The sequence below is a fragment of the Scandinavium tedordense genome (assembly GCF_024764965.1).
GTDB classification, from domain to species: domain Bacteria; phylum Pseudomonadota; class Gammaproteobacteria; order Enterobacterales; family Enterobacteriaceae; genus Scandinavium; species Scandinavium tedordense.
On the sequence record NZ_JALIGG010000052.1, the window covers coordinates 151765 to 178465 of the forward strand.

Below are 26701 nucleotides of genomic sequence, written 5' to 3' on the forward strand. Positions count from 1 at the left end.
ACCTTAAACACAATAAGGAACTCACCCTGATGAAAAAAGTGCTTACCGTTTCGTTACTCACATTGTTGGTTTCCAACGCTGCCTGTGCCGCAAACTACGCCCTGAAAAATGACAACCTCAGCGTCTCGTTTGACGATGCCAATTCCGCGTTGGTGATTAAAGATACCCACTCCAGCCACCAGCTATCGCCGCAGGAGTTGTTCTTCCTGACGCTGCCGGATGAATCAGTTATCCATACCGCAGATTTTAAGGTGAAACACGTTGAGAAACAGAAGGATGCGATTGTCATCGACTATACGCACCCTGATTTTAACATCACCGTGACCATCCACATGGTGAAAGGGAAATACGCCAGCATTGATTACACCCTCGCTGCCGTTGGCCAACCGCGCGAAGTGGCGAAAATCACCTTTTTCCCGACCAAAAAACAGGCCCAGGCACCTTACGTTGATGGCGCGATTAACAGTTCGCCAATTATCGCCGATTCGTTTTTCATTCTGCCGGGCAAACCTATCGTCAACACATACGCCTATGAAGCCACCACCAATCTCAACGTCGAGCTGAAAACGCCGATTCAGGCTGATACGCCGGTCAGTTACACCACCTTTTTCGGTACGTTTCCTGAGATGAATCAGCTTCGTCGGAGCGTGAATCAGTTCATTGAAGCCGTTCGTCCGCGCCCTTATAAGCCTTATTTACACTACAACAGCTGGATGGATATTGGCTTCTTCACCACCTATACCGAGCAGGATGTGTTAGGCCGCATGGATCAGTGGAATAAAGAATTCATAACTGGACGCGGTGTGCCGCTGGATGCGTTCTTGCTGGATGACGGCTGGGATGATCGTACCGGCCGATGGCTGTTTGGACCTGCGTTTAGTCACGGGTTTAGCAACGTGCGTGAAAATGCAGATAGCCTGCACAGCTCGGTAGGATTATGGCTTTCGCCGTGGGGTGGCTATAACAAACCACGCGACATCCGCGTATCGCACGCGAAAGAGTATGGCTTCGAAACCGTTGACGGAAAACTCGCGCTCTCCGGCCCTCATTATTTCGACAACTTCAACGAACAAATCATCAAGCTTATCAAGAATGAGCACATCACTTCCTTCAAGCTGGACGGGATGGGTAACGCTAACTCGCACATTAAAGGCAGTAAATTTGCCTCTGATTTCGACGCGTCCATCGCCCTACTGCACAACATGCGAGAAGCCAATAAAAACCTGTTTATCAACCTGACCACCGGCACCGATGCCAGCCCTTCCTGGCTGCTGTACGCCGATTCTATCTGGCGTCAGGGCGATGACATCAACTTGTACGGCCCTGGCACGCCGGTACAACAGTGGATGACCTATCGCGACGCGGAAACCTTCCGCTCGATTGTACGAAAAGGCCCGCTATTCCCACTCAATTCTCTGATGTACCACGGAATTGTCAGTGCGGAACATGCCTATTACGGGCTGGAGAAAGTGCAGACGGACAGTGATTTTGCCGATCAGGTTTGGAGCTATTTCGCCACTGGTACCCAACTGCAGGAGCTGTACATCACACCTTCCATGCTGAACAAACCAAAGTGGGACACTCTGGCGCAGGCCGCCAAATGGTCACGGGATAACGCACAGGTGCTGGTTGATACGCATTGGGTCGGCGGCGATCCAACATCACTTGAAACGTACGGCTGGGCATCATGGAGCAAAGATAAGGCCATTCTTGGCCTGCGTAACCCGTCCGATAAACCGCAGACCTATTATCTGAATCTGGCGAAAGATTTTGAGATCCCGCAGGGCGAAACCACGCACTTCACGATGAAAGCGGTGTATGGCAGCAATACCACCATCCCATCAGACTACAAAGATGCGGTTGTGGTGACGCTACAACCTTTGGAAACCTTGGTGTTTGAAGCCACACCGGTTAACTAAACAATATGGCCCGGGCATCCCCGGGCCATTTTTTATTCAGCTTGCCAACAACCACCTTTCTTGGGACCTACCCGGCGCAATCTTTCTTTCTGTTGCAGGGACTGAATATCCCGATCTACCGTTCTTGGCGAAACAGCCAGTTTCAGTGCCAGTTCGGCCGTAGTCAATGTCGGATTCGTCTTCAAAAGTAGCCATAACGCACGTTCTCTATTCGACAGCGCTACCCGATTTTCCTCCACCATTTCTTCCGCCATTTCTTCCGCCATTTCTTCCGCCACAGCTGACGGATGAGCTAGCCCCTCGCGCAATGCTTCCAGCATATTTTTAAGCATGAACTCAATGAACAAGGTGCAATCGCTGGCTTTGTCACATTGGCCGAGGATCTGGTAATAACGTGACTGCTGGTAGTGAATCAGCGTTTCAACCGGTAGCCAGGCGAGTTCACTTCGCCACTGACTCAGAATCAGCGTTTGCCACAATCGCCCCATACGCCCATTGCCATCAGCAAACGGATGGATAAACTCGAATTCATAATGAAAAACTGAACTCGCAATCAGCGGGTGAATTTCAGAGGTTTTAAGCCAAAGGAGAAGGTCGTCGAGCAGTCGGGGGAGTTGTGAGGCTGGCGGTGCCATATGCACCAATTTTTTCCCACGATAAACACCCACATCCCCTTGTCTTATCTGGCCAGGCCTATCAACCAGGCCTGCCATCAGCAGATGGTGGGCTCTCAGTAAATCATTCAGATGCCATGCCTTCCAGCCCGACATTTTTTCATAAGCCAGGATGGCATTGCGGACTTCCTGAATCTCTTTTTCAGGCGCCAGCACGCGCTTGCCATCCATGATAGCCGTCACCTGATCGGTGCTCAGCGAGTTATGCTCAATAGCCAGCGAGGCCTGTATGGTGCGAATGCGGTTTTCTTTACGTAGCAGTGGCGAGGAACGCCCAGACTGAGCCGCCCAGTGTCCCAGCAATTCACCGACCTCAACAATCTTATTGAGCATCGCAGATGTGATGGTGAAAGGAGGCTGGTAGCGGCTCATCGTGTCACTCGCCCTGCTGTTCCAGCGCATGCTTATACAGCGCGTTTTTCTTTACGCCGTGGATTTCAGCGGCAATGGCAGCGGCTTTCTTCAGCGGCAGTTCAGCCTGTAGCAGCGCCAGGGTGCGCAGCGCTTCAGCAGGCAGCGCGTCGTCGCTCTGCACTTTGAAACCTTCAATAATCAGAACCATTTCGCCTTTGCGGCGGTTTTCGTCTTCTTTCACCCACGCCAGCAATTCGCCAATCGGCGCACCGGTGATGGTTTCCCAAGTCTTCGTCAGCTCGCGGGCCAGCACCACGTAACGGCTTTCGCCCAGCACCGTGCAGATATCTTCCAGGCTTTCCAGCAGTCGGTGAGTGGATTCGTAGAAAATCAGCGTGCGAGGTTCGTTTTCCAATGCACGCAGCGCATCGCGACGGCCTTTTGACTTGGCCGGCAGGAAACCTTCGTAGCAGAATTTATCGGATGGCAGGCCCGCCGCGCTCAGCGCCGCGATGGCCGCACATGGGCCTGGCAGCGGCACCACACGAATGCCCGCCTCACGGCAGGTGCGCACCAGGTGATAACCCGGATCGTTAATCAGCGGCGTTCCGGCGTCGGAAACCAACGCGATGTTCTGCCCTTCTTTCAGCTTCGCCAGAAGTGTTTCAGCCTTTTGCTGTTCATTGTGGTCATGAAGGGCAAATAAACGGGCGTTAATGGCAAAATGTTGCAGCAGTAAACCGGTATGACGAGTATCTTCCGCAGCAATGAGATCAACAGCTTGCAGTATTTCCAGCGCACGTTGGGTGATGTCGCCAAGATTACCGATTGGCGTGGGTACAATATAGAGCTGACCCTGAGAATTGTCCGCTGATTCGCGTTGTTTCATTGTTTAGTCCGTATTGCCGATTTAATATTGAGCATTGAGCTAAAAAAATATCACTGGATACGTATGGTACCGTCAACATTTCTTCGTTCTAAAGCCGCGCGCTGTCTGCCTGTTGTGCTGGCAGCGTTACTTTTCGCCGGCTGTGGCACCCAGCATAGCGCCGATCAGAGCACCGCTCACCTCGAAGGGAGCGCGCAGGCCGATTCCGGTTACTACCTGCAGCAGATGCAGCAAAGTTCAGATGATAGCAAGACCACCTGGCAATTACTCGCCATTCGTGCACTGCTGAAAGAAGGCAAGAACCAGCAGGCGCTGGAACTGTATGGTCAGCTGCCGCAGGACCTGAACGCCTCTCAACGTCAGGAACAGTCGCTGCTGGCACCTGAAATCAAGCTCTCGCAGAAAGATTTTGCCGGTGCGCAGGCGCTGCTCGCCAAGATTGACGCCACCAGCCTCGAGAATAATCAGCAGGCCCGTTACTGGCAGGATGTGATTGTCGCCCAGCAGGGCCAGCCATCGCTGACGCTGCTACGAGCCCTGATTGCACAGGAGCCGCTGCTAACTTCAGCGCAGGATAAGCAGAAAAATATTGATGCCACCTGGCAAGCGCTCTCGTCCATGACCAAAGAGCAGGCCGCAGCGCTGGTGATTAACGCTGACGAAAACGTGTTGCAGGGTTGGCTGGATCTCCAGCGCGTGTGGTTTGATAATCGTAACGATCCGGACATGATGAAGGCCGGGATCCAGGACTGGAAAACCCGTTACCCGCAAAACCCAGGCGCGAAAATGCTGCCGACTCAACTGGTCAACGTGCAGAACTTTAAACCCGCGTCTACCGCGAAAATCGCCCTGTTTTTACCGTTAAACGGTCAGGCGGCGGTGTATGGTCGTACTATTCAGCAGGGCTTTGAAGCCGCTAAAAATGGCAGCGCTGGTGCAATCAGCGGCAGTGCAGTGCCGGAACAAACGGCGCAGGCGGCATCCGTTCAGGATAATAACGCCGTGGTGAGCCCTTCCCAGGCGGAAGTGAGTGATTTAACCGCCAGCCAACCGACGGCGGACGTGCAGACTCAGCCAACAATCGGCTCGCAGGCAAGACCGGTGCAGGCGCCAGGCACCGGACAGGACGCAGCACCTGCCGCGGCTCCGGCTCAACCTGACGTCCAGGCTCCTGCCACTCAGCAGCCTGTCAGCACGCCAGCTCCAGCGCCAGCAGAAACGGCACCTGTCAGCCCAGATGAGCCAACGGCTCCTCAGCCAACTGCACAACCTGCTGTTGCCTCTGTTCCGGCGAATCCGTCAGCGAACATTAAGGTTTACGACACCACCACCGCTCCACTGGATCAGCTGCTTAATCAGGCTCAGCAGGATGGCGCAACGCTGGTTGTCGGCCCGCTGCTGAAAAATGAAGTGGAGTCGCTGACCAAGAGCAACACCAGCCTGAACGTGCTGGCGCTCAATGAACCTGAAAGCGTGCAGAATCGCGCGAACATTTGCTACTTCGCCCTCTCCCCGGAAGATGAAGCGCGTGATGCGGCGCATCATATTCACGATCAGGGTAAACAGGCTCCGCTGGTGTTGATCCCACGCAGCGCCTTCGGCGATCGCGTGGCTAACGCCTTTGCGCAGGAATGGCAAAAGATCGGCGGTGGTGTGGTGCTGGAGCAGAAATTTGGTTCGGTGAATGAACTGCGCGGCAATGTGAACGGCGGCGGTGGTATCGCCCTGACCGGTAGTCCAATCAATGCCAGCCTACCGCAGCAGCAAGCGGTGACTATCGGCGGCCTGACGATTCCGGCGCCACCGAGCGACGCGCAGATCTCCAGCGGCGGTAAAGTGGATGCGGCGTATATTGTCGCCACGCCGGACGAAATCGCCTACATCAAGCCGATGATCGCCATGCGTAACGGCAGCCAGAACGGCGCCACATTATACGCCAGCTCGCGCAGCGCGCAGGGTACCGCAGGTCCGGACTTCCGTCTGGAAATGGATGGCTTACAGTTCAGCGAAATCCCAATGCTGGCGGGCAGCAACCCGGCGTTGATGCAGCAGGCGCTTGGCGCAGTACGTAACGATTACTCACTGGCTCGCCTGTACGCAATGGGCGCTGATGCCTGGACGCTGGCGAATCACTTCTCACAGATGCGTCAGGTGCCAGGCTTCGAGCTGAACGGTAACACGGGCGATCTGACCGCCACTCAGGATTGTGTGATCAACAGGAAGTTGTCATGGCTCAAATACCAGCAGGGACAGATGGTGCCGGCAAACTAAGTCGGAAGCAGACCGGTGACGCGTGGGAACAGGAAGCGCGTCGCTGGCTGGAACGCAAAGGACTGCGCTTTATCGCCGCCAATGTGCGCTCGCGCGGCGGCGAAATCGACCTGATAATGAAAGATGGTGCGGTAACGGTGTTTGTTGAAGTTCGTTATCGCAGCAGCGCGCAGTATGGCGGCGCAACCGCCAGTGTGACACGCAGCAAACAAACAAAATTATTACAGACGGCGCGCTTGTGGCTTGCCCGCCACAACGGGAGTTTTGAGACTACGGATTGTCGGTTCGATGTGATAGCCTTCACCGGTAGTCAGATCGAATGGTTAACAAACGCCTTTGGCGAATAGCGTCACTCAAGAATTTAAGGGACATCGTGCTCGACAGAATTAAAGCCTGCTTTACGGAAAGCATTCAGACCCAAATTGCAGCAGCAGAAGCGCTTCCGGACGCTATTTCCCGGGCCGCCATGACGCTGGTGCAGTCCTTACTTAATGGCAACAAAATCCTCTGTTGTGGCAACGGCACATCAGCCGCCAACGCACAGCATTTTGCTGCCTGCATGATTAACCGTTTTGAAACAGAACGCCCTGGTTTACCTGCCATTGCACTTAATACCGATAATGTGGTCTTAACGGCGATTGCAAACGATCGTCTTCACGATGAAGTGTATGCAAAACAGGTACGTGCGCTGGGTCATGCGGGTGATGTGCTGCTGGCGATATCCACGCGGGGAAACAGCCGCGATATCGTGAAAGCGGTAGAAGCCGCCGTGACACGCGATATGACTATCGTGGCATTGACGGGCTATGACGGGGGAGAGCTGGCTGGCCTGCTGGGCCCGCAGGATGTGGAAATCCGCATCCCCTCGCACCGAGGCGCGCGCATTCAAGAGATGCACATGCTGACGGTTAACTGTTTATGCGATCTGATTGATAACACCCTTTTCCCACACCAGGACGTTTAAGGAGTACTCATGAAGGCATTTTCGCCCCTCGCGGTCCTTATTTCCGCACTGCTGCTTCAGGGATGTGTTGCTGCGGCAGTGGTCGGTACGGCTGCGGTCGGCACTAAGGCCGCCACGGATCCACGCACAGTGGGCACGCAGGTCGATGACAGCACGCTGGAATTGCGCGTTAATAGCGCCCTGAACAAAGATGAACAACTGAAGAAAGAAGCGCGTGTGAACGTCATGGCCTGGCAAGGTAAAGTCCTGCTGACCGGCCAGGCACCGTCTACTGATTTGGCATCGCAGGCCAAGCAGATAGCAATGGGTGTTGACGGCACGACGGAAGTGTTTAACGAAATCCGTCAGGGCCAGCCGATTGGGCTGGGCACCGCGTCTTCAGATACCTGGATTACCACCAAAGTCCGTTCACAGATGTTGGGCAGCGACCAGGTGAAATCCTCTGCCGTGAAAGTCACAACCGAAAACGGTGAAGTGTTTCTGATGGGGACATTGACCGACCGTGAAGGCAAAGCCGCGGCGGATATCGCCAGCCGCGTCAGCGGGGTGAAACACGTCACTACCGCCTTTACCTTCATCCAGTAAAGACGAAGCCCGGCACCTGCCGGGTTTTTTTATATCAACGCTATCCCGCCGGTTATCACCCCACTCAGCACTACCAGCCCACCCGACAGCCACAAGGCTTTCGCCGGGAACGCTTTGCGCAGCATGACCAGTGACGGAAGACTGAGTGCAGGCAGCGTAATCAGCAACGCCAGCCCTGGAGCTATGCCCATTCCGGCGAGCATCATGGTCTGAACAATCGGGATTTCCGCCGCCGTCGGAATGACAAACAAACAGCCGGCCACCGCCATCGCAATCACCCAAAACAGCGTGTTGCCGACGATGCCATCCGCATGAGGGAACAGCCAGACCCGGGCCGCACCGAGAATAAGCACCGCAATGATGTACACCGGGATGGTGTTCCAGAACAGCGTCCACAGCGCTTTTACCCAGCGAGATAAGAACGGTGCGGAGTCGGCCTCCGTCGGCATATCAACCGCAACAGGCTCGGCGCTGGCCGGCTCTTTCACCCATTTTTGCACCAGCGTTGCGACCACCAGCACCGTCGTGAAACCGGCCACCAGCCGAATCAGCGTGAACTGCCAGCCGAGCACAAAGCCCATGAATACCAGCGTCGCCGGGTTCAGCAATGGGTTTCCTAGCCAGAAAGCCAGCGCACCGCCCATCGATACCTGCTGACGGCGCATTCCCGCCGCCACCGGTGCGGCGCAACACGTACACATCATGCCGGGCAGAGAAAAGAGCGTGCCGAGCAGCGTACCGCGAAAACGCGGTTGTCCGAGGGTACGCAACAGCCAGTCGCGCGGGATCAGCACCTGAATCAGCGAGCCGAGCAATACGCCCAGCACCGCGGCTTTCCAGACTGCCAGAAAATAAACCATCGCGTAATCCAGCGCGGCCTGCCACGGGCTATCCGCTGCCTGCGCCAGAATCGATTTACCGATGTTGTGCGTCTCCGCGGCGGTGAACGCTTTGCCGTAATACGGCTGCCATTTCACGTACCAGAGACCGACGAAAACGACGAGGAAAAAGAGTGCAGGTTTCCACCACGCCAGTGGGGAAGATGCCTGTGAGGAAGACTGACCAGCCATACCATGCTCCAGGAACGAAAAACGATGTGACGCAGGATGTTACGCCTGGCCCGCCGCCATTTCACGTAATTTTGCTGAGGTGATGATATTCACACCCTGTTTTGCGGGAGAAAGCGCATCTATCAGCATGGCCTTTGCGACGTCGCGTGCGTCGATGGATTTCCAGTTTCCGGGCAGAAATGCAAACAGCGGCGCCATCAGCGATTCGTTCAGACGCCGATTTTCCCTGTCACCCAGCAGCATCGATGGACGTGCAATGGTGAGATGCGGCCAGTTCTGCGCAATCAACGCCTCTTCCATTTCGCCCTTCACGCGATTGTAGAAAAACGGCGACCGGCCGTTAGCGCCGATTGCGCTGACCACCAGCATGTGGCGCGCACCAAGCCGCTGGCCGGTGAGTGCGGTATCCACCACCAGCGTATAATCAGCGTGCACAAAGGCCTCTTTGCTGCCAGCTTCACGCCTGGTGGTACCAAGGCAGCAAAACACAATATCTACCGGAGAAGTGACCGTTGCCAGCGCATCTGTGAGTTGCGGATCGTGAGGGTTAATCACGCCGTCGGGCACCTGTTGCAACGGGCGTCGGGTGGCGGCGGTAATTTGTGTGATGCGCGGCTCCAGCGTCATCATCCGCAGTAAGTGCCCACCAACCAAACCGGTCGCCCCCGTAATCAATACGTGACTCATAGGATCTCCTTTGCAGATTTATCCGTATGGTGAATGTCGGTGTATGAACCAGACTTAATATTCTCAGTCATTATCGACCATTACTGGAGAATTTACGTCTCTGAAACCAGAACAACGGAGGAAACATGAGCAAGAAAATTGCAGTCCTGATTACCGACGAGTTTGAAGATTCAGAGTTTGCCTCGCCTGCCGCAGAGTTCAAAAAAGCGGGCCATCAGATTATCACCATCGAAAAACAGGCCGGTAAAACGGTCAAAGGTAAGAAAGGCGAAACCAGCGTCACGATTGATAAATCCATTGATGAGGCGCGTCCCGCTGACTTCGATGCCCTGCTGCTTCCCGGCGGCTACTCGCCTGACCAACTGCGCGGTGACGAGCGTTTTGTCACCTTCACCCGTGACTTTATTAATAGCGGAAAGCCGGTCTTTGCCATCTGCCATGGCCCACAGCTTTTAATCAGCGCGGATGTCATTCGTGGACGCAAGTTGACCGCCGTGAAACCGATTGTGGTGGACGTTAAAAACGCGGGCGGTGATTTTTACGATCAGGAAGTGGTTGTGGATAAAGACCAGCTGGTGACCAGTCGGACACCGGATGACCTTCCGGCGTTTAACCGCGAAGCGTTACGCCTGCTCGGCGTCTGAACCGCGTAACCAGTTCAGTTTCTTACCAAATCCCAGGGTGTTGTCCGTGAATTTCAGTTCATCAAGACGAATTTCCCATACCGGGGCGGGCATCATCTTGGCGACGGGAAAACGGCGGTTGTAGCGCTGACGGGCATTTACGCTTTCCTCTCCGGAAAGCAGTCGGATCTCACCCCGAAACTGCACGCCACGAATTAACGCTACCGTTTTCGGTTGGCCATTGACGGTACCTGCGACGGGTGCGCAATGGCCGCTCATTTGGGCATGTCGGGTCGTTTCTTCGCTGAGAAGGTAAAACGCGACCTTTTCACGGTCGTAGAGATAAAATGCACAAGCAGCCCACAACTCGCCGTCCTTCGCTACGCTCCAGCTGACAACATGCTGTTTTTCCAGCCATCGACTGATAGCGGCCAGTGACTCCATTTTTGCTCTCCCGCGTGCTATGGTGCGCTCACCTTAACACAGGAGCCGGAACGTGTGCTGGTTTGTCTATTTGATTCGAAGCCCTGATAACCGTCTCTATACGGGCATTACAACCGACGTTGAACGCCGTCTGGCGCAGCATCAGAGCGGTAAGGGTGCGAAAGCATTACGGGGAAAGGGAGAACTGGCGCTGGCCTTCTCCAGAGACGTTGGTGACCACTCACTTGCCTTGCGCGTGGAATATCAAATTAAACAGCTGACGAAGCGCCACAAAGAGCGCCTCGTCGCCGGAAATGCCTCGTTTGAAGCGTTGCTAGAGCGTCTCAGAGACGATTAAAGTGGTCGCAGTATTCTACCTGGCCGTGCACGCCATTCAGCGCGTCATCCGCCAGTGGGCGCAGCTGGAATGCAGCTTCAGTGCCCGGCCAACGGCAGCGCAAGTCATAGCGGGCCGCCGGTTCAAAGCCCAGTTTACCGTACAGCGCAGGGTCACCAAGCGTGACAACGGCGGCATAGCCGAACTCGTTCAGTGAATCGAGCCCTTCGTAGACCAACTGGCGGCCAATCCCCTGCCCTTGATACGCTTTATCAACGGCCAGCGGCGCCAGTCCGACCCACTGCAACTCTTCGCCTTCGATGCTTACCGGACTGAAGGCAACGTAGCCGACGACCTGTCCTTCGTCATCCGTGGCGACCAGACCCAATGTAATCAGGCCATCTTCCCGCAGGGATTGCACCAATTCAGCTTCACCGTCGCGCTCAAACGAACGGCGCAGCAGGGCATCAATGCCCGGTGCGTCTATCCCAATTTCCACTCGAATCAGCATGGCTCACCTACCGATGTATGTCTGGTTTGTGGCGGGTTCTGCTGCCCCGCCTCAACAAAGTCCGCCAGTTGCTGCAGCATGATACGCAGCGCCTTTGGCATCTGCTCAAGCTCAATGGCGTCCATCAGGTTTTTGACGTACAGCCCTAATTCCGTGTCACCCTCAATCACTAAGCGGCGCTGGAAAAAGAGCGTATCCGGATCCTGCTTGCGTGCCGCAATCATCAGCAAATCGCTGGCGTCTGCGCTGAAGCTCACATCGGCATCTGCGGAATCGCTGACAATCAGGCGGTCATTTTCTACGGAGGTGAACCAGCGCAGGCCAATGTCGCGCACATCAATGCTTAACCAACGGCCTTCCAGAAATTCCAGTTCGCCTTCCGCTAACGCCTGGCGGAACTGCCAGCTTAGCACCTGTTGCAGAACCTGACGTTTTAAGGCGAACGGGGTGACTTTCACCGGGACGCTCATCAGAGTCGGACCCATCTGTACCAGGCGTGAACGCAGTTTATCCAACACGAGCTTTACTCCCTCAATGCAATAGTCCGGTTATTCTGCCACAACCGCGAAACAACATAGCGGCGTAAATCAACAATTCTGTAAGAGGCTATGCCGCATTATTGGCACCATCAATCCGCTTTTAACTGCCTCAAATCAAAAATAGTCGACGATGGGTTAACTAAAATCCCAGTTCGTTAACAATCGCGGCCCTGCGGGTCGCTGCCTCAGGAAATATTATGGAGCTGCTCTGCCCTGCCGGAAACCTCCCGGCGCTTAAGGCGGCCATCGAAAACGGTGCCGACGCGGTATACATCGGACTGAAAGATGACACCAACGCCCGTCATTTTGCCGGCCTTAACTTCACCGAAAAAAAACTGCAGGAAGCGGTCAGCTTTGTACATCAGCACCGCCGGAAGCTACATATCGCCATCAATACTTTTGCGCATCCAGACGGTTATGTTCGCTGGCAGCGCGCGGTGGATATGGCCGCTCAGCTCGGTGCCGATGCACTGATCCTCGCGGATATCGCAATGCTGGAGTACGCCGCTGAGCGCTATCCACACATTGAGCGCCACGTTTCCGTGCAGGCTTCTGCGACCAATGAAGAGGCTATCCGCTTCTATCATCGTAACTTTGACGTCGCCCGAGTAGTGCTCCCACGCGTACTTTCTATTCATCAGGTTAAGCAACTGGCGCGCACCACGCCAGTTCCGCTGGAAGTTTTTGCCTTTGGCAGCCTGTGTATTATGGCTGAAGGCCGTTGTTTTCTCTCCTCCTGGTTAACGGGGGAGTCACCGAATACGGTGGGCGCGTGTTCTCCGGCGAAGTACGTGCGCTGGCAGCAAACGCCGCAGGGGCTGGAGTCTCGACTCAACGACGTGCTGATTGACCGTTATCAGGATGGTGAAAATGCCGGTTATCCGACGCTGTGCAAAGGTCGTTACATGGTCGACGGACAGCGTTTTCACGTGCTCGAAGAACCGACCAGCCTCAATACGCTTGAATTACTGCCGGAACTGCTCGCGGCAAACATTGCATCGGTGAAAATCGAAGGCCGCCAGCGCAGCCCGGCGTATGTCAGCCAGGTGGCGAAAGTATGGCGTCAGGCCATCGACCGCTGCATGGCCGACCCGCAAAACTTTGTACCGCAATCCGCCTGGATGGAAACGCTCGGTGCGATGTCCGAAGGCACCCAGACCACGCTTGGTGCGTATCACCGTAAATGGCAGTAAGGAACGTGATGAAATATTCATTAGGGCCAGTGCTCTATTACTGGTCAAAAGAGACGCTGGAAGGCTTTTACCAGCAGGCGGCCCACAGCAGTGCCGATACCATTTATCTCGGAGAAGCAGTGTGCAGCAAACGTCGCGCCACCAAAGTGGGTGACTGGCTGGATATGGCGAAAAGTCTGGCGGGCAGCGGCAAACAGGTCGTACTGTCGACGCTGGCACTGGTTCAGGCCTCTTCCGAACTCAATGAGCTGAAACGCTATGTTGATAACGGGGATTTCCTGATTGAGGCCAGCGACCTTGGCGTGGTGAACCTGTGCGCCGATCGTAATCTGCCGTTCGTCGCTGGGCACGCCCTGAACTGCTATAACGCCGTGACCCTGCGCCTGTTGCAAAAACAGGGGATGATGCGCTGGTGTATGCCAGTCGAGCTTTCCCGTGACTGGCTGGTTAACATGCTCAAACAGTGTGAAGAACTGGGCATTCGCGATAAGTTTGAAGTGGAAGTTCTGAGCTACGGCCACCTTCCGCTGGCGTATTCCGCCCGCTGCTTTACCGCCCGCTCGGAAGACAAGCCGAAGGACGAGTGCGAAACCTGCTGCATCAAATACCCTAACGGGCGCGATATGCTGTCACAGGAAAACCAGCAGGTATTTGTACTGAACGGCATTCAGACCATGAGCGGCTATGTTTACAACCTCGGTAATGAACTGAAATCAATGGACGGCCTGGTGGATATGGTTCGCTTGTCGCCGATGGACACCGATACCCTCGCCATGATTGATGCCTTCCGCGCCAATGAAAACGGTGCCGCTCCGCTCGCGCTCGAAGCGCACAGCGACTGTAACGGTTACTGGAAACGTCTGGCTGGACTCGAACTGCAGGCATAAAAAAGCTCACTTTGTTAACGACGGTTATCGGTTTGTAATGCAGTATTAAAGATGCAGCTTTTCTGGCCGGCGCGGTTTTCCTGCGCCAGGCTGGAAGAAGACCTTCAATCTGATGACAATGCTGTAGCAAAGTGAGCCGTTATGACTGACAAAAATTGTGCATTCTCGGTGCTGGATCTGGCACCGATCCCTCAGGGATCTTCTGCGAAAGACGCCTTTTCCCATTCGCTCGACCTCGCCCGCCTCGCGGAAAAGCGCGGTTATCACCGTTACTGGCTGGCAGAACACCACAACATGAGTGGGATCGCCAGCGCCGCGACCTCGGTGCTGATTGGCTATCTGGCCGCTAACACCTCGACGCTTCATCTCGGGTCTGGCGGGGTTATGTTGCCCAACCACTCTCCATTAGTCATTGCCGAGCAGTTCGGCACCCTTAACACGCTCTATCCCGGCCGTATCGATTTGGGGTTGGGGCGTGCGCCCGGTAGCGATCAGCCGACGATGCGCGCCCTGCGCCGTCATATGGGCGGTGATATTGATAACTTCCCGCGCGATGTTGCCGAACTGGTTGACTGGTTTGACGCGCGTGACCCCCATCCGCAGGTGCGTCCGGTCCCGGGCTACGGTGAAAAAATTCCGGTGTGGCTGCTGGGCTCAAGCCTGTACAGCGCACAGCTTGCCGCTCAGCTGGGGCTGCCGTTCGCCTTCGCCTCGCACTTCGCGCCCGATATGCTGTTCCAGGCATTGCAGCTCTACCGCACACAGTTCAAACCGTCTGCGCGCCTGGAAAAACCGTACGCGATGGTCTGCATCAATATCATTGCGGCCGACAGCAACCGGGATGCGGAATTCCTGTTCACGACCATGCAGCAGGCGTTTGTGAAACTGCGTAGGGGCGAAACAGGGCAACTGCCGCCGCCGATTCAGAACATGGATAACGTCTGGACCCCGGGCGAGAAGTACGGCGTCGATCAGGCGCTTGGCATGTCTTTGGTGGGGGATAAAACGAAAGTGCGTCATGGGCTGGAATCGGTGTTGCGTGAAACGCAGGCCGACGAAATCATGGTTAACGGACAAATTTTCGATCACCAGGCGCGTTTGCATTCGTTCGATTTGGCGATGCAGGTGAAAGAGGCGTTGTTGGGATAATTTTTGTTTGTTGCCCGGCGGCACTTCGTTTGCCAGGCCTACAGGTTTATTTCCACGTAGGCCCGGCAAGCAATTACGCCGCCGGGCACTAACGATTACTGATACACCGGCAACACATTGAAGCTCGACAGGAAATGTACCACTACATTCCCGACCCCGAACAGCAAGATCAGCGCAATCATCGGCTTACCACCCCATACGCGGAACTGCGGACTACCAAAGCGCTTACGGGATTTACGCGCCAGCAGCGCGGGCACAATCGCCGCCCAGATGGTCGCCGCCAGACCGGCATATCCAATCGCATACAGGAAACCGTTCGGCCACAGCAGGCCACCAATTACCGGTGGAACGAAGGTCAGCAGCGCGGTTTTGAAACGCCCGAGTGGCGCATCGTCAAACTTGAACAAATCCGCCAGATAATCGAACAGACCGAGCGTGACGCCGAGGAAAGAACTCGCCACAGCGAAGTTAGAGAACACGACCAGCAGCAGATCCAGACTTCGGCTGTTCAGCACGCCGCTCAGCGCCTGCACCAGCACATCAATGTTACCGCCCTTCTGCGCAATGCCGATAAATTCCGGACGCGGGATATTCCCCATCGTCCCCAGCAGCCACACCACATACAGGCCCAGTGCCAGCAGCGTACCGTAAACCAGACACTTCACGATGGTCTTAGGATCTTTGCCGTAATACTTCATCAGGCTTGGCACATTGCCGTGATAGCCAAACGACGCCAGACAGAACGGTAACGTCATCAACAGATACGGCAGATAGGTCGCGTGTTGTTCCGCCACGTTAAACAGCGTTGGGGCTTCTACGTGTCCTAGCAGACTGCCGAAGGTCAGGAAGAAGGTGATCACTTTCGCGCCGAGGACAATCGCCGTCATTCGGCTGACCGCTTTGGTACTGAGCCACACCACAAACGCCACCAGAAGCGCGAAGCCCAATCCGGCCAGGCGCGGCGGTACATTCAACGACATTTCACTAAACGTGTGGTGCAGAATCGAGCCGCTCGCCGAGATGTAGGCATAGGTCAGAATGTAGAGCACGAAGGCGATCGACAGCCCGTTGATGATGTTCCAGCGCTTGCCAAGCAAGTCTTTGGTGATGGTGTCAAAGCTCGAGCCAATTCGATAGTTGAGGTTTGCCTCAAGGATCATCAGCCCGGAATGCAGCATGCAGAACCAGGTGAACACCAATGCCGCCAGTGACCAGAAGAACCACGCTCCGGACATGACCACCGGTAGCGAGAACATCCCTGCGCCAATAATCGTTCCGCCGATAATCACCACCCCGCCAATCAATGACGGCCGGGTTGCTGTGGTGGTCAATGTCGCCATAGCGCCTGCTCTCCAGAAAAAAGTAATCTAAATAGGTTTTATGCGCAGCACTGTACCAGTACACGAGTACGATTGAAATAAAAAAAGCCCCGATAATAAATACCGGGGCTGTATCGTTTACTTTACGTCAGTAAACGCAGTTTTTTATCTGGCAATTACGCTTCGGTAGGACGACGACGCACTGGCGCATCATCACGACGTGGCGCACGGCCACCTTCGCGACGCTCACCGCTGAAGCGGCCTGCACCACCACCTTCACGACGTTCACCGCTGAAGCGACGACCTTCACCACCACGACCGCCTTCACGACGCTCGCCGAAACCGCCACGACCACCAGCAGGACCACCACGACGCTCACCGCCACCGGTGTGCGGCACGGCATCACCGACCAGCTGCATGTTCATCGGTTTGTTCAGGATGCGGGTGCGAGTAAAGTGCTGCAGTACTTCGCCCGGCATACCTTTCGGCAGCTCGATAGTCGAGTGGGTACCGAACAGCTTGATGTTACCGATGTAACGGCTGCTGATATCACCTTCGTTAGCGATAGCGCCAACAATGTGACGAACTTCAACGCCATCATCGCGACCCACTTCAATGCGGTACAGCTGCATATCACCAACGTCACGACGTTCGCGACGTGGACGGTCTTCACCGCTACGTTCTGGACGGTCGCCACGTGGGCCACGGTCGTTACGATCACCGCGCGGAGCACGGTCATTACGGTCGAAACGCTCGTCACGATCGCGGAACTCACGCTTAGGACGCATCGGTGCATCTGGTGGCAGGATCAGAGGACGTTCGCCCTGAGCCATTTTCAGCAGTGCTGCGGCCAGAGTTTCCATATCCAACTCTTCTTCAGCAGAAGGCTTAATTTTTGCCAGCAGACCGCGGTAAACATCCAGATCGCTGCTTTCCAGCTGCTGCTGAATTTTAGCGGAGAACTTAGCCAGACGACGCTCGCTCAGTAGTTCACGGGTCGGCAGTTCAACTTCTGGAATAGTCAGCTTCATGGTGCGTTCGATGTTACGCAGCAGACGACGCTCGCGGTTCTCAACGAACAGCAGCGCACGGCCAGCACGACCTGCACGACCGGTACGGCCGATACGGTGAACGTAAGACTCGGAGTCCATTGGGATGTCGTAGTTAACAACCAGGCTGATACGCTCAACGTCCAGGCCACGGGCCGCAACGTCGGTCGCAATCAGGATGTCCAGACGACCATCTTTCAGACGATCCAGAGTCTGCTCACGCAGGGACTGGTTCATATCACCGTTCAGCGCGGCGCTGTTATAGCCACTCTGTTCCAGCGCTTCAGCCACTTCCAGGGTCGCATTTTTGGTACGTACGAAGATAATCGCCGCATCAAAATCTTCTGCTTCCAGGAAACGCACCAGCGCTTCGTTTTTACGCATGCCCCATACAGTCCAGTAGCTCTGGCTGATGTCAGGACGGGTAGTCACGCTAGACTGAATGCGGACTTCCTGCGGTTCTTTCATGAAGCGACGGGTAATACGACGAATCGCTTCTGGCATGGTTGCAGAGAACAGAGCGGTCTGATGACCTTCTGGGATCTGAGCCATAATGGTTTCAACGTCTTCGATGAAGCCCATACGCAGCATTTCATCAGCTTCATCCAGGACCAGACCTTTCAGGCTGGACAGGTTCAGCGTGCCACGTTTTAAGTGATCGAGCAGGCGGCCCGGGGTACCGACAACAATTTGTGGTCCCTGACGCAGGGCGCGCAGCTGTACGTCATAACGCTGGCCACCGTAAAGGGCCACAACGTTTACGCCGTGCATATGTTTAGAGAAATCCGTCATGGCTTCAGCAACCTGAACCGCCAGTTCGCGGGTCGGTGCCAGCACCAGAATTTGTGGTGCTTTCAGCTCTGGATCAAGGTTGTGCAGCAGCGGTAAAGAGAACGCTGCAGTTTTGCCGCTACCTGTCTGGGCCATACCCAGTACATCACGACCAGCCAGCAGTTGTGGAATACACTCTGCCTGGATTGGAGATGGTTTTTCGTAACCCAGATCGTTCAGGGCTTTGAGGATGGAGTCGTTAAGACCCAGGTCGGTAAAAGTAGTTTCGATAGTAGTAGTCTCGATGATATCAGTCATGTAGTACACGTGCCTCGTAGATGGCGGCCAGTCTACATAACTCATCGTGAAATTGACCTGCAATTTTCATTGAAAAGTGTGAACCGGCTCAAATTTGGGTAATTAACGAACAATAAAGCCCTCACCCGTGAAGATGATGGCAATCAAAAAAGAATATGGTCTGATTTGTATGTTCGTCAGCTATTGCTGGTCCGATTCTGCCAGGTCATCTTGCTCCTGGCCCAAGAGCGCTAATTCCAACAATGCGTATCGGTGCTCAACAAAGTTATGAACGTTGTTAGCAACCGCCAGTTTGAACAGTGCCGTGGCGCTGTCCTTGTCCCCCAGACTTAGGTAGTACTTACCTAAATAGAAGTTTGTTTCACTGAGATGTTCAGCGAGCGAGGTGTTATCCGTTGCGTCCGTCTTCAGGCGATCCATCAGCGTTGCTTCGCTAATGTCACCGAGATAGAACTCGACAATGTTCCATCCCCATTGCTCTTTGTCCGATTTTTCATAGCGCTGTTTAAGTGCTACGACAGCCTGCTTCTCATCGAGCTTCCGCTCAACGATGTATAGCCACAGACTACGGAAAGGATCATTGGGATCGTCTTGATAAAACGCCAGCAGATCATCTTGCGCTAACTTAGCACGACCACCGTAATAAAGCGCGATGCCGCGGTTCAGATATGCGTAATTGTAAGTTGGATCAAGCTCAAGTACAGAATCAAACGCTTCATAGGCAGCATCAAAATTGCCTGCCTGCGTTAAATAAATGCCTAAGTAATTGAATACTTCAGGCATATCGGGTCTGATTGCCAGCGCTTGCGAGAAATCGTTACGCGCTAATGCCCTCAAACCAAGACTATCATACAACACTCCGCGCTCATATAAAAGCTGTGCGCGTTCATCATCGGATAAAGCCCGACTGGCAAGAATTTGTTCCATACGTGCCAGAATCACTTCTTGCTGCAATGTCGCTTGCAATGGCACCGCCAGGACTTCGCTCTTACGCCAGGTAGAGGAGTTGCTGCATCCTGCTAGCGTGAGTGCTGTCGCAACGAAACACCAGCGCAAAAAAGGCTTCATTTCCCACTCCCGAAGACAACAATTGGATGAACGTCCTGTTCCCCGGCTGCTAACAAGCGTCCTGCCCGGAATGCGCCCTCCGCAAAGGCGGAGGGCTAATAGGCAACCTTACTCGCCCTGTTCCGCTGCCGGAGCTTCCGGCGCGGCGGCAGGCTGAGTCTGCTCGGTCGCTTCTTTAATGCTCAGACGGACACGGCCCTGGCGATCAACTTCCAGAACCTTAACCGGTACTTCCTGACCCATCTGCAGATAGTCAGTCACTTTCTCTACACGCTTGTCAGCGATCTGAGAAATGTGTACCAGGCCTTCTTTACCGCCACCGATAGCAACGAATGCACCGAAGTCTACGATACGGGTGACTTTACCGTTGTAGATGCGGCCCACTTCGATTTCAGCGGTGATCTCTTCGATACGGCGAATAGCGTACTGTGCTTTGTCACCGTCGGTCGCTGCGATCTTCACAGTACCGTCATCTTCGATTTCGATGGTAGTACCGGTTTCTTCAGTCAGCGCACGGATAACAGAGCCGCCTTTACCGATAACGTCTTTGATCTTGTCCGGGCTGATCTTGATGGTGTGAATACGCGGTGCGAATTCAGAGATGTCGCCACGCGGTGCGTTGATTGCCTGTTCCATCACGCCCAGGATGTGCAGACGCGCACCTTTGGCCTGATTCAGAGCAACCTGCATGATTTCTTTGGTGATACCTTCAATTTTGATATCCATCTGCAGAGCAGAGATACCTTCGCGGGAACCCGCAACTTTGAAGTCCATATCGCCCAGGTGATCTTCGTCGCCGAGGATGTCAGACAGAACCACGAAGTTCTCGCCTTCTTTCACCAGACCCATCGCGATACCGGCTACTGCAGATTTAATCGGTACGCCTGCATCCATCAGGGCCAGAGAAGCACCACACACGGAAGCCATGGAAGAAGAACCGTTAGATTCGGTGATTTCAGAAACCACACGAACGGTGTACGGGAATTCGTCACTGGTAGGCATAACTGCCAGCACGCCACGCTTCGCCAGACGGCCGTGACCAATTTCACGACGCTTCGGTGAGCCAACCATACCGGTTTCGCCCACGGAGTACGGAGGGAAGTTATAGTGGAACAGGAAGCTGTCAGTACGATCGCCCATCAGTTCGTCGATGTTCTGTGCGTCACGTGCGGTACCCAGTGTGGCAGTAACCAGCGCCTGAGTTTCACCACGGGTGAACAGGGCAGAACCGTGAGTACGTGGCAGTACGCCAGTACGCACATCCAGACCACGGATCATGTCTTTTTCACGACCATCGATACGCGGTTCGCCAGCCAGTACGCGGCTACGTACAGCCGTTTTCTCGATACCGTGCAGGATGTCGCCCAGCTCGTTAGAATCCAGCGTTTCGTCTTCAGCAACCAGGGTCGCAATCACTTCAGATTTGATAGCATCAATCTGAGTGTAACGTTCCTGTTTGTCGGTGACGCGGTAAGCATCGCTCAGACGAGACTGTGCCAGACCCGCAACGCGCGCATGCAGCGCTTCGTCGATAACTTCTGGCTGCCAATCCCAACGTGCTTTACCGGCTTCTTTCACCAGGTCGTTGATGTTCTGGATAACGATCTGCTGCTGTTCGTGGCCGAACACCACGGCGCCCAGCATCTGGTCTTCGCTCAGCAGTTCAGCTTCAGATTCAACCATCAGTACAGCGGCTTCAGTACCGGCAACAACCAGGTCCAGTTTGCTGGTTTTCAGCTCATCCTGGGTTGGGTTCAGCACGTACTGGTCGTTGATATAACCCACGCGCGCAGAGCCGATTGGGCCGTTGAACGGAAGACCGGACAGGGACAGTGCTGCGGAAGCACCAATCATTGCCACGATATCTGGGTTAACCTGTGGGTTTACGGACACAACGGTCGCGATAACCTGGACTTCGTTGATGAAGCCTTCTGGGAACAGCGGGCGAACCGGGCGGTCAATCAGACGCGCAATCAGGGTTTCGCCTTCGCTTGGACGGCCTTCACGACGGAAGAAGCCACCAGGAATTTTACCCGCAGCGTAAGTACGCTCCTGATAGTTAACAGTCAGCGGGAAGAAGTCCTGGCCTGGTTTAGTTTTTTTCTGACCCACAACGGTAACGAATACCGCGGTGTCATCCATGCTAACCATAACGGCAGCAGTCGCCTGACGCGCCATCATGCCAGTTTCCAGTGTGACCGTGTGCTGGCCATACTGGAATTTACGAACGATCGGATTCAGCAAAATTTTATCCTTTCAAGATGAGTAACGGGACACCATTGGATGTGCCGTTTAAAGACCCGATCCTCTTGCATCCTCGCGACTAATGACAATCCTAACCAACGGTTAAGTCTCTCATTAGCCGCGCGAAACGCTGCAACGAAGATCATTTGTTTCAGCAATACAAACAATACATGAGTTTCATGTTAATTGCTGCCATCTGGTTGAAAAAAGGGGCCATAAAGGCCCCTCTTTCTGAAACTCGCCAGAACTAGCGACGCAGACCCAGACGCTCAATCAGCGCGGTGTAGCGTGCTACATCTTTACGTTTCAGGTAGTCAAGCAGTTTACGACGCTGAGAAACCATACGCAGCAGACCACGACGGCTGTGGTGATCTTTTTTGTGCTCAGAGAAGTGACCCTGCAGGTGGTTGATCTGTGCAGTCAGCAGAGCAACCTGAACTTCGGTGCAGCCGCTGTCGTTAGAACCACGACCAAACTCGGAAACGATTTTTGCTTTAGCTTCAACGCTTAGAGACATTTTAAACTCCAGATTTAAAAAGTAAAAAGGGTGCCGATCTCTAATTCAGCGACCCCAGGATTAACGTCGTCATGCAGGCGAACCTAAATTCAGACGTTAAGCGGCAATATTCTACCCGTAGCGACATGTTATCGCAAGACAGGCGATTATTGCGGGTACTCGACGACCAGACGACGCGGCGCGACACGGCCTTCATCATCAATCTCGCCCATACCGATGAATTTGCCTTCTTCGCCTTCCGTCACGCGCACCAGACCGTGTACCTGCACGTCGGCAGTACGAACCGGATTGCCATTTTTGAAGTACACCGAGGACGTCAGGGGCAAATTCACAACCGGGAAATCTTCTGCCGGGCTGTCCATTGGCATCAACAACGGATCCAGCAGCTGCGCCGCAGGAATATCCTGTTCTTCAGCCTGTGCAACCAGTGCCTGCAAATGTTCCAGCGTCACCATTCTGTCGACCGGGTAACGGCTCACGGCCAGGCGACGCAGCATCGTAACGTGCGCCCCGCAGCCGAGCTTTTCGCCCAGGTCATCAATGATGGTGCGGATATAGGTGCCTTTCGAACAGTGGATTTCCAGCTCCAGTTCATCCCCTTCGTGGCGAATAAACAGCAGTTCATACACGGTTATCGGGCGCGCTTCACGCGGGACTTCAATACCCTGGCGAGCGTATTCGTACAGCTTTTTGCCCTGGTATTTTAATGCAGAGTACATCGACGGTACCTGCATCGTGTCGCCACGGAAACTGTCCAGTGCGCTGGCAAGTTCGGTGGCGCTGAACGTCATCGGACGCTCTTCCACAACCAGGCCATCGGCATCTGACGTATCAGTACGCTGCCCCAGCTTCGCGATAACGCGGTAGCGTTTATCGGAGTCGAGCAGGTACTGAGAAAACTTGGTGGCTTCACCAAGACATACCGGCAGCATACCGGTCGCCAGCGGATCCAGAGCGCCTGTGTGCCCTGCGCGGTTGGCGTTATAAAGTCGCTTCACCTTTTGCAGAACATCATTGCTGGATGCGCCTTCCGGTTTATCCAGCAGCAGCACGCCATGAATGTCGCGACCACGACGACGAGGACGACTCATCAGTCCTCCTTGGTGTCATCCGGGTTCACACGACGTTCTTCGTCGTGCTTAACCACGTTGGTCACGAGGTTGGACATACGCATACCTTCGACCAGCGAGTTGTCGTAGAAGAAGGTCAGTTCCGGCACGATACGCAGGCGCATGGCTTTACCCAGCAGCGTACGGATGAAACCAGAAGCGTCCTGTAACGCACGGATGCCCGCTTTCACAGCGGCTTCATCTTTGTCGTTCAGGAAGGTTACGAATACTTTGGCATACGCCAGGTCACGGGAGACTTCAACACCGGATACGGTGGTCATCTGGCCCAGACGTGGATCTTTAATTTCGCGCTGCAGGATGATAGCAATTTCTTTCTGCATCTCCTGGGATACGCGCTGCGGGCGACCAAATTCTTTCGCCATAATAAATTCTCCAGATAAAAGACAAAAAAGGGGCCAAAGCCCCTTTTTAGAATTATTGCCGGGTGGCGCTTCGCTAACCCGGCCTGCAAGATCTCCAAATCCACTAAGAATTTTGGGTTACGACAAAGTCGCGACCCAAAAGGCGACGTGGATTAGTCGATGCTGCGCTGAATCTCGATGATCTCGAACACTTCGATTACATCGCCGACGCGTACGTCGTTGTAGTTCTTAACGCCGATACCACATTCCATGCCGTTACGGACTTCGTTGGCATCATCTTTAAAGCGGCGCAGGGATTCCAGCTCACCTTCATAGATAACCACGTTGTCACGCAGGACGCGGATTGGGTTGTGACGTTTGACCACACCTTCGGTAACCATACAACCTGCGATGGCACCAAATTTCGGTGATTTGAACACGTCGCGAACTTCAGCCAGGCCGAGGATCTGCTGTTTCAGTTCTGGAGACAGCTTACCGCTCATTGCCGCTTTCACTTCGTCGATCAGATGATAGATGACGGAGTAGTAACGCAGATCCAGGCTTTCGGATTCAATAACACGGCGCGCAGAAGCGTCAGCACGTACGTTGAAGCCAACCAGAATTGCGTTGGATGCAGCAGCCAGGGTTGCGTCGGTTTCGGTGATACCACCTACGCCAGAACCGATGATTCTCACCTTCACTTCGTCGGTAGAGAGTTTCAGCAGAGAATCGGAGATTGCTTCTACAGAACCCTGTACGTCGGCCTTCAGAACGACGTTCACTTCGTGAACTTCGCCTTCGGTCATGTTGGCAAACATGTTTTCCAGCTTGGATTTCTGCTGACGAGCCAGTTTAACTTCACGGAATTTGCCCTGACGATACAACGCAACTTCACGCGCTTTCTTCTCGTCACGAACAACCGTTACTTCGTCACCGGCAGCCGGTACACCAGACAGGCCGAGGATCTCAACCGGAATGGACGGACCTGCTTCCACGACTTCCTGACCCAGTTCGTTACGCATCGCACGAACACGACCGTATTCGAAGCCACAAAGAACGATGTCACCTTTGTTCAGAGTACCTTCACGAACCAGAACGGTAGCAACCGGACCACGACCTTTATCGAGGAAGGATTCGATGACTGCACCGCTTGCCATACCGTTACGAACCGCTTTCAGTTCGAGAACTTCAGCTTGCAGCAGGATAGCGTTGAGCAGATCGTCGATACCAGTACCTGCTTTCGCAGACACATGTATGAACTGGCTCTCGCCGCCCCACTCTTCCGGCATGATGCCGTACTGGGACAGTTCCTGCTTAACGCGATCCGGATCGGCTTCCAGCTTATCGATTTTGTTCACCGCAACAACTACCGGCACCTGCGCCGCTTTCGCGTGCTGGATTGCTTCGATAGTCTGTGGCATCACGCCATCGTCTGCGGCAACAACCAGAACCACGATATCCGTCGCCTGCGCACCACGAGCACGCATGGAGGTAAACGCGGCGTGGCCCGGGGTATCCAGGAAGGTGATCATGCCGTTGTCAGTTTCTACGTGGTAAGCACCGATATGTTGGGTAATACCACCCGCTTCGCCGGAGGCTACTTTAGTAGAACGAATGTAGTCGAGCAGAGACGTTTTACCGTGGTCAACGTGACCCATGATGGTCACAACAGGTGCACGCGGTTCAGCCGCTGCGCCAGTGTCACGGTCGCTCATTACTGCTTCTTCCAGCTCGTTTTCACGACGCAGGATAACTTTGTGGCCCATCTCTTCGGCAACCAGCTGTGCGGTTTCCTGGTCGATGACCTGGTTGATGGTCGCCATTGCGCCCAGCTTCATCATTGCTTTGATGACCTGAGAACCTTTAACGGCCATTTTGTTTGCCAGGTCGCCAACGGTGATGGTTTCGCCGATGATAACGTCACGGTTAACGGCCTGAGCTGGCTTCTGGAAGCCCTGCTGCAGCGCGGAACCTTTACGCTTGCCGCCTTTACCACCACGAACAGAAGCACGAGCTTCTTCGCGATCAGCTTTGGATTCAGCGTGTTTGTTGGCTTTCTTAGGACGTGGCGCTTTAGCAGTACGGGTACGGCTACGGCCACCTTCGCTTTCACGGTCGTTTTCATCTTCAGCCTGGCGCGCATGCTGAGAAGTGGTCACGTGATAATCGCTGCTGTCTTCAGTCGGCTCTGCGACTGTATTAACACCGTTTTTCTCGTTTTCAGCGGCCATGCGGCGGGCTTCATCCGCAACGCGACGCGCTTCTTCTTCAAGCTTACGGCGCGCTTCTTCTTCCGATTTACGCTTCAGCTCTGCAGATTCTGCTTCACGGCGGGCTTTTTCAGCCTGGGCGGTTTTTGTCATATCGTCGGTCTGTTGATTGCTCACTTTGTCTTTTTCCGCAACTTCACGTTTCGCTTTATCAGCGGATTCACGTTTAGCTTGTTCTGCGGCCTCACGTTCAGCTTTTGCCTGTGCCTCACGCTTGGCTGCTTCTTCAGCCTCACGGCGGGCTTGTTCTTCCGCTTCACGCTTCGCTTCTTCTTCAGCCAGACGGTCGGCTTCCTGCGGGTCACGTTTTACAAAGGTACGCGTTTTGCGGACTTCAATCTGCACCGATTTGCTCTTACCACCAGTACCCGGAACGCTCAGGGTACTGCGAGTTTTACGCTGCAGCGTCAGCTTGTCAGGCGCCGAACCGTGTTCACGGTTCAGGTGTGCCAACAAGGTCTGTTTTTCTTGTGCGGTCACAGAGTCGTCAGCTTGCTTTGGGATGCCTGCATCAGCGAATTGCTGTACCAGGCGGTCCACGGAAGTCTGAATCTCTGCGGCCAGCGTTTTTACGGTTACATCTGTCATGCTGTTCCTTC

The 26701-nt window shown here is 54.5% G+C and carries 26 protein-coding genes; 10 read left to right on the forward strand and 16 right to left on the reverse strand.

The features are described from left to right. The first annotated feature begins 29 nt into the window (after positions 1–29). Positions 30–1919 carry an alpha-galactosidase gene (locus MUU46_RS07075; RefSeq protein ID WP_258965191.1) on the forward strand — a complete coding sequence of 630 codons (1890 nt, stop codon included), beginning with the start codon at positions 30–32 and terminating at the stop codon, positions 1917–1919. 32 nt (positions 1920–1951) lie between these two features. Here the strand turns inward: MUU46_RS07075 and MUU46_RS07080 are convergent, their stop codons facing one another. After that, a complete protein-coding gene (locus MUU46_RS07080; RefSeq protein WP_258965192.1) occupies positions 1952–2965 on the reverse strand; it encodes a Fic family protein in 1014 nt (337 codons plus the stop codon). A gap of 4 nt (positions 2966–2969) precedes the next feature. Further along, positions 2970–3836, reverse strand: a complete 867-nt coding sequence (gene rsmI / locus MUU46_RS07085; protein ID WP_110510532.1) for a 16S rRNA (cytidine(1402)-2'-O)-methyltransferase — start codon at positions 3834–3836, stop codon at positions 2970–2972. Positions 3837–3899: 63 nt separating this feature from the next. On the opposite strand from rsmI, the gene MUU46_RS07090 reads away from it, so the two are divergent. Genes MUU46_RS07090 through dolP form a run of 4 tightly spaced genes read left to right on the forward strand, consistent with a single transcriptional unit; the run spans position 3900 to position 7656 of the window. Further along, the gene (locus MUU46_RS07090; protein WP_258965193.1) at positions 3900–6107 is read left to right on the forward strand and encodes a penicillin-binding protein activator; all 2208 of its coding nucleotides are present in this window, start codon (positions 3900–3902) and stop codon (positions 6105–6107) included. After that, the gene (locus MUU46_RS07095) at positions 6065–6454 is read left to right on the forward strand and encodes a YraN family protein (RefSeq protein WP_159465019.1); all 390 of its coding nucleotides are present in this window, start codon (positions 6065–6067) and stop codon (positions 6452–6454) included. The genes MUU46_RS07090 and MUU46_RS07095 overlap by 43 nt, the downstream gene beginning before the upstream one ends. Beyond that, a complete protein-coding gene (gene diaA, locus MUU46_RS07100; RefSeq protein ID WP_374684993.1) occupies positions 6427–7071 on the forward strand; it encodes a DnaA initiator-associating protein DiaA in 645 nt (214 codons plus the stop codon). The genes MUU46_RS07095 and diaA overlap by 28 nt, the downstream gene beginning before the upstream one ends. 9 nt (positions 7072–7080) lie before the next feature. Then, a complete protein-coding gene (dolP, locus tag MUU46_RS07105; protein WP_159760174.1) occupies positions 7081–7656 on the forward strand; it encodes a division/outer membrane stress-associated lipid-binding lipoprotein in 576 nt (191 codons plus the stop codon). Positions 7657–7685: 29 nt separating this feature from the next. Here the strand turns inward: dolP and MUU46_RS07110 are convergent, their stop codons facing one another. Next, on the reverse strand, positions 7686–8726 hold the full coding sequence (locus MUU46_RS07110) for a permease (RefSeq protein WP_258965194.1): 1041 nt from the start codon (positions 8724–8726) through the stop codon (positions 7686–7688). A gap of 39 nt (positions 8727–8765) precedes the next feature. Next, positions 8766–9413 (reverse strand): NAD(P)H-binding protein, encoded by a 648-nt coding sequence (locus tag MUU46_RS07115; RefSeq protein WP_258965195.1) that lies wholly within the window; start codon positions 9411–9413, stop codon positions 8766–8768. Between the two features lie 125 nt (positions 9414–9538). Here MUU46_RS07115 and MUU46_RS07120 point away from each other — a divergent pair, with 125 nt between their 5' ends. After that, a complete protein-coding gene (locus MUU46_RS07120) occupies positions 9539–10057 on the forward strand; it encodes a type 1 glutamine amidotransferase domain-containing protein (RefSeq protein WP_258965196.1) in 519 nt (172 codons plus the stop codon). Here MUU46_RS07120 and MUU46_RS07125 read toward each other — a convergent pair. Beyond that, positions 10037–10480, reverse strand: coding sequence for a YhbP family protein (locus MUU46_RS07125; RefSeq protein ID WP_258965197.1), 444 nt, complete (start codon positions 10478–10480; stop codon positions 10037–10039). The genes MUU46_RS07120 and MUU46_RS07125 overlap by 21 nt on opposite strands. Positions 10481–10532: 52 nt before the next feature. Here MUU46_RS07125 and MUU46_RS07130 point away from each other — a divergent pair, with 52 nt between their 5' ends. After that, entirely contained in the window at positions 10533–10817 is a 285-nt protein-coding gene (locus MUU46_RS07130; RefSeq protein WP_258965198.1) for a GIY-YIG nuclease family protein, read from the forward strand. Here the strand turns inward: MUU46_RS07130 and MUU46_RS07135 are convergent. Beyond that, positions 10804–11307 (reverse strand): GNAT family N-acetyltransferase, encoded by a 504-nt coding sequence (locus MUU46_RS07135; RefSeq protein WP_258965199.1) that lies wholly within the window; start codon positions 11305–11307, stop codon positions 10804–10806. The genes MUU46_RS07130 and MUU46_RS07135 overlap by 14 nt on opposite strands. Then, the gene (gene ubiT / locus MUU46_RS07140; RefSeq protein ID WP_159760188.1) at positions 11301–11825 is read right to left on the reverse strand and encodes a ubiquinone anaerobic biosynthesis accessory factor UbiT; all 525 of its coding nucleotides are present in this window, start codon (positions 11823–11825) and stop codon (positions 11301–11303) included. The genes MUU46_RS07135 and ubiT overlap by 7 nt, the downstream gene beginning before the upstream one ends. Positions 11826–12043: 218 nt before the next feature. Between ubiT and ubiU the strand changes: the two genes are divergently transcribed. The 3 genes from ubiU to MUU46_RS07155 all read left to right on the forward strand — a co-directional run bounded on the left by ubiU (position 12044) and on the right by MUU46_RS07155 (position 15075). Further along, positions 12044–13039, forward strand: coding sequence for a ubiquinone anaerobic biosynthesis protein UbiU (ubiU, locus tag MUU46_RS07145; RefSeq protein ID WP_159760190.1), 996 nt, complete (start codon positions 12044–12046; stop codon positions 13037–13039). An 8-nt stretch (positions 13040–13047) separates the two neighbouring features. Next, complete coding sequence (locus MUU46_RS07150) at positions 13048–13926, forward strand: U32 family peptidase (RefSeq protein WP_445326598.1); 879 nt, start codon at positions 13048–13050, stop codon at positions 13924–13926. Between the two features lie 141 nt (positions 13927–14067). Continuing rightward, complete coding sequence (locus tag MUU46_RS07155; RefSeq protein ID WP_258965201.1) at positions 14068–15075, forward strand: luciferase-like monooxygenase; 1008 nt, start codon at positions 14068–14070, stop codon at positions 15073–15075. A gap of 95 nt (positions 15076–15170) precedes the next feature. On the opposite strand, the gene mtr is transcribed toward MUU46_RS07155, so the two are convergent. From mtr to infB, 9 genes are all read right to left on the reverse strand, one after another. After that, complete coding sequence (mtr, locus tag MUU46_RS07160) at positions 15171–16415, reverse strand: tryptophan permease (RefSeq protein WP_159760196.1); 1245 nt, start codon at positions 16413–16415, stop codon at positions 15171–15173. 155 nt (positions 16416–16570) lie between these two features. After that, positions 16571–18532 carry a DEAD/DEAH family ATP-dependent RNA helicase gene (locus tag MUU46_RS07165; RefSeq protein ID WP_159760198.1) on the reverse strand — a complete coding sequence of 654 codons (1962 nt, stop codon included), beginning with the start codon at positions 18530–18532 and terminating at the stop codon, positions 16571–16573. After that, positions 18525–18602, reverse strand: coding sequence for a protein YrbN (gene yrbN / locus MUU46_RS07170; RefSeq protein ID WP_110510645.1), 78 nt, complete (start codon positions 18600–18602; stop codon positions 18525–18527). Before yrbN ends, MUU46_RS07165 begins: the two co-directional genes overlap by 8 nt. Before the next feature lie 110 nt (positions 18603–18712). After that, the gene (gene nlpI / locus MUU46_RS07175) at positions 18713–19600 is read right to left on the reverse strand and encodes a lipoprotein NlpI (protein WP_159760200.1); all 888 of its coding nucleotides are present in this window, start codon (positions 19598–19600) and stop codon (positions 18713–18715) included. Positions 19601–19708: 108 nt separating this feature from the next. Further along, the gene (gene pnp, locus MUU46_RS07180; RefSeq protein ID WP_159760202.1) at positions 19709–21844 is read right to left on the reverse strand and encodes a polyribonucleotide nucleotidyltransferase; all 2136 of its coding nucleotides are present in this window, start codon (positions 21842–21844) and stop codon (positions 19709–19711) included. 247 nt (positions 21845–22091) lie between these two features. After that, positions 22092–22361, reverse strand: coding sequence for a 30S ribosomal protein S15 (rpsO, locus tag MUU46_RS07185; protein WP_097164217.1), 270 nt, complete (start codon positions 22359–22361; stop codon positions 22092–22094). Positions 22362–22507: 146 nt separating this feature from the next. Then, positions 22508–23452, reverse strand: coding sequence for a tRNA pseudouridine(55) synthase TruB (gene truB, locus MUU46_RS07190; protein WP_159760204.1), 945 nt, complete (start codon positions 23450–23452; stop codon positions 22508–22510). Beyond that, positions 23452–23853 carry a 30S ribosome-binding factor RbfA gene (gene rbfA, locus MUU46_RS07195; RefSeq protein WP_159760206.1) on the reverse strand — a complete coding sequence of 134 codons (402 nt, stop codon included), beginning with the start codon at positions 23851–23853 and terminating at the stop codon, positions 23452–23454. Before rbfA ends, truB begins: the two co-directional genes overlap by 1 nt. 152 nt (positions 23854–24005) lie before the next feature. After that, positions 24006–26690 (reverse strand): translation initiation factor IF-2, encoded by a 2685-nt coding sequence (gene infB / locus MUU46_RS07200; RefSeq protein WP_159760207.1) that lies wholly within the window; start codon positions 26688–26690, stop codon positions 24006–24008. Positions 26691–26701 lie beyond the last annotated feature (11 nt).

Excerpts from the sequence above, each read along its gene's own strand:
- MUU46_RS07075 (WP_258965191.1), top strand. The coding sequence starts at position 30 with ATGAAAAAAGTGCTTACCGTTTCGTTACTCACATTGTTGGTTTCCAAC.
- MUU46_RS07080 (WP_258965192.1), bottom strand. The coding sequence starts at position 2,965 with ATGAGCCGCTACCAGCCTCCTTTCACCATCACATCTGCGATGCTCAAT.
- rsmI (WP_110510532.1), bottom strand. The coding sequence starts at position 3,836 with ATGAAACAACGCGAATCAGCGGACAATTCTCAGGGTCAGCTCTATATT.
- MUU46_RS07090 (WP_258965193.1), top strand. The coding sequence starts at position 3,900 with ATGGTACCGTCAACATTTCTTCGTTCTAAAGCCGCGCGCTGTCTGCCT.
- MUU46_RS07095 (WP_159465019.1), top strand. The coding sequence starts at position 6,065 with ATGGCTCAAATACCAGCAGGGACAGATGGTGCCGGCAAACTAAGTCGG.
- diaA (WP_374684993.1), top strand. The coding sequence starts at position 6,427 with ATGGTTAACAAACGCCTTTGGCGAATAGCGTCACTCAAGAATTTAAGG.
- dolP (WP_159760174.1), top strand. The coding sequence starts at position 7,081 with ATGAAGGCATTTTCGCCCCTCGCGGTCCTTATTTCCGCACTGCTGCTT.
- MUU46_RS07110 (WP_258965194.1), bottom strand. The coding sequence starts at position 8,726 with ATGGCTGGTCAGTCTTCCTCACAGGCATCTTCCCCACTGGCGTGGTGG.
- MUU46_RS07115 (WP_258965195.1), bottom strand. The coding sequence starts at position 9,413 with ATGAGTCACGTATTGATTACGGGGGCGACCGGTTTGGTTGGTGGGCAC.
- MUU46_RS07120 (WP_258965196.1), top strand. The coding sequence starts at position 9,539 with ATGAGCAAGAAAATTGCAGTCCTGATTACCGACGAGTTTGAAGATTCA.
- MUU46_RS07125 (WP_258965197.1), bottom strand. The coding sequence starts at position 10,480 with ATGGAGTCACTGGCCGCTATCAGTCGATGGCTGGAAAAACAGCATGTT.
- MUU46_RS07135 (WP_258965199.1), bottom strand. The coding sequence starts at position 11,307 with ATGCTGATTCGAGTGGAAATTGGGATAGACGCACCGGGCATTGATGCC.
- ubiU (WP_159760190.1), top strand. The coding sequence starts at position 12,044 with ATGGAGCTGCTCTGCCCTGCCGGAAACCTCCCGGCGCTTAAGGCGGCC.
- MUU46_RS07150 (WP_445326598.1), top strand. The coding sequence starts at position 13,048 with ATGAAATATTCATTAGGGCCAGTGCTCTATTACTGGTCAAAAGAGACG.
- MUU46_RS07155 (WP_258965201.1), top strand. The coding sequence starts at position 14,068 with ATGACTGACAAAAATTGTGCATTCTCGGTGCTGGATCTGGCACCGATC.
- mtr (WP_159760196.1), bottom strand. The coding sequence starts at position 16,415 with ATGGCGACATTGACCACCACAGCAACCCGGCCGTCATTGATTGGCGGG.
- MUU46_RS07165 (WP_159760198.1), bottom strand. The coding sequence starts at position 18,532 with ATGACTGATATCATCGAGACTACTACTATCGAAACTACTTTTACCGAC.
- yrbN (WP_110510645.1), bottom strand. The coding sequence starts at position 18,602 with ATGAAAATTGCAGGTCAATTTCACGATGAGTTATGTAGACTGGCCGCC.
- nlpI (WP_159760200.1), bottom strand. The coding sequence starts at position 19,600 with ATGAAGCCTTTTTTGCGCTGGTGTTTCGTTGCGACAGCACTCACGCTA.
- rpsO (WP_097164217.1), bottom strand. The coding sequence starts at position 22,361 with ATGTCTCTAAGCGTTGAAGCTAAAGCAAAAATCGTTTCCGAGTTTGGT.
- truB (WP_159760204.1), bottom strand. The coding sequence starts at position 23,452 with ATGAGTCGTCCTCGTCGTCGTGGTCGCGACATTCATGGCGTGCTGCTG.
- rbfA (WP_159760206.1), bottom strand. The coding sequence starts at position 23,853 with ATGGCGAAAGAATTTGGTCGCCCGCAGCGCGTATCCCAGGAGATGCAG.
- infB (WP_159760207.1), bottom strand. The coding sequence starts at position 26,690 with ATGACAGATGTAACCGTAAAAACGCTGGCCGCAGAGATTCAGACTTCC.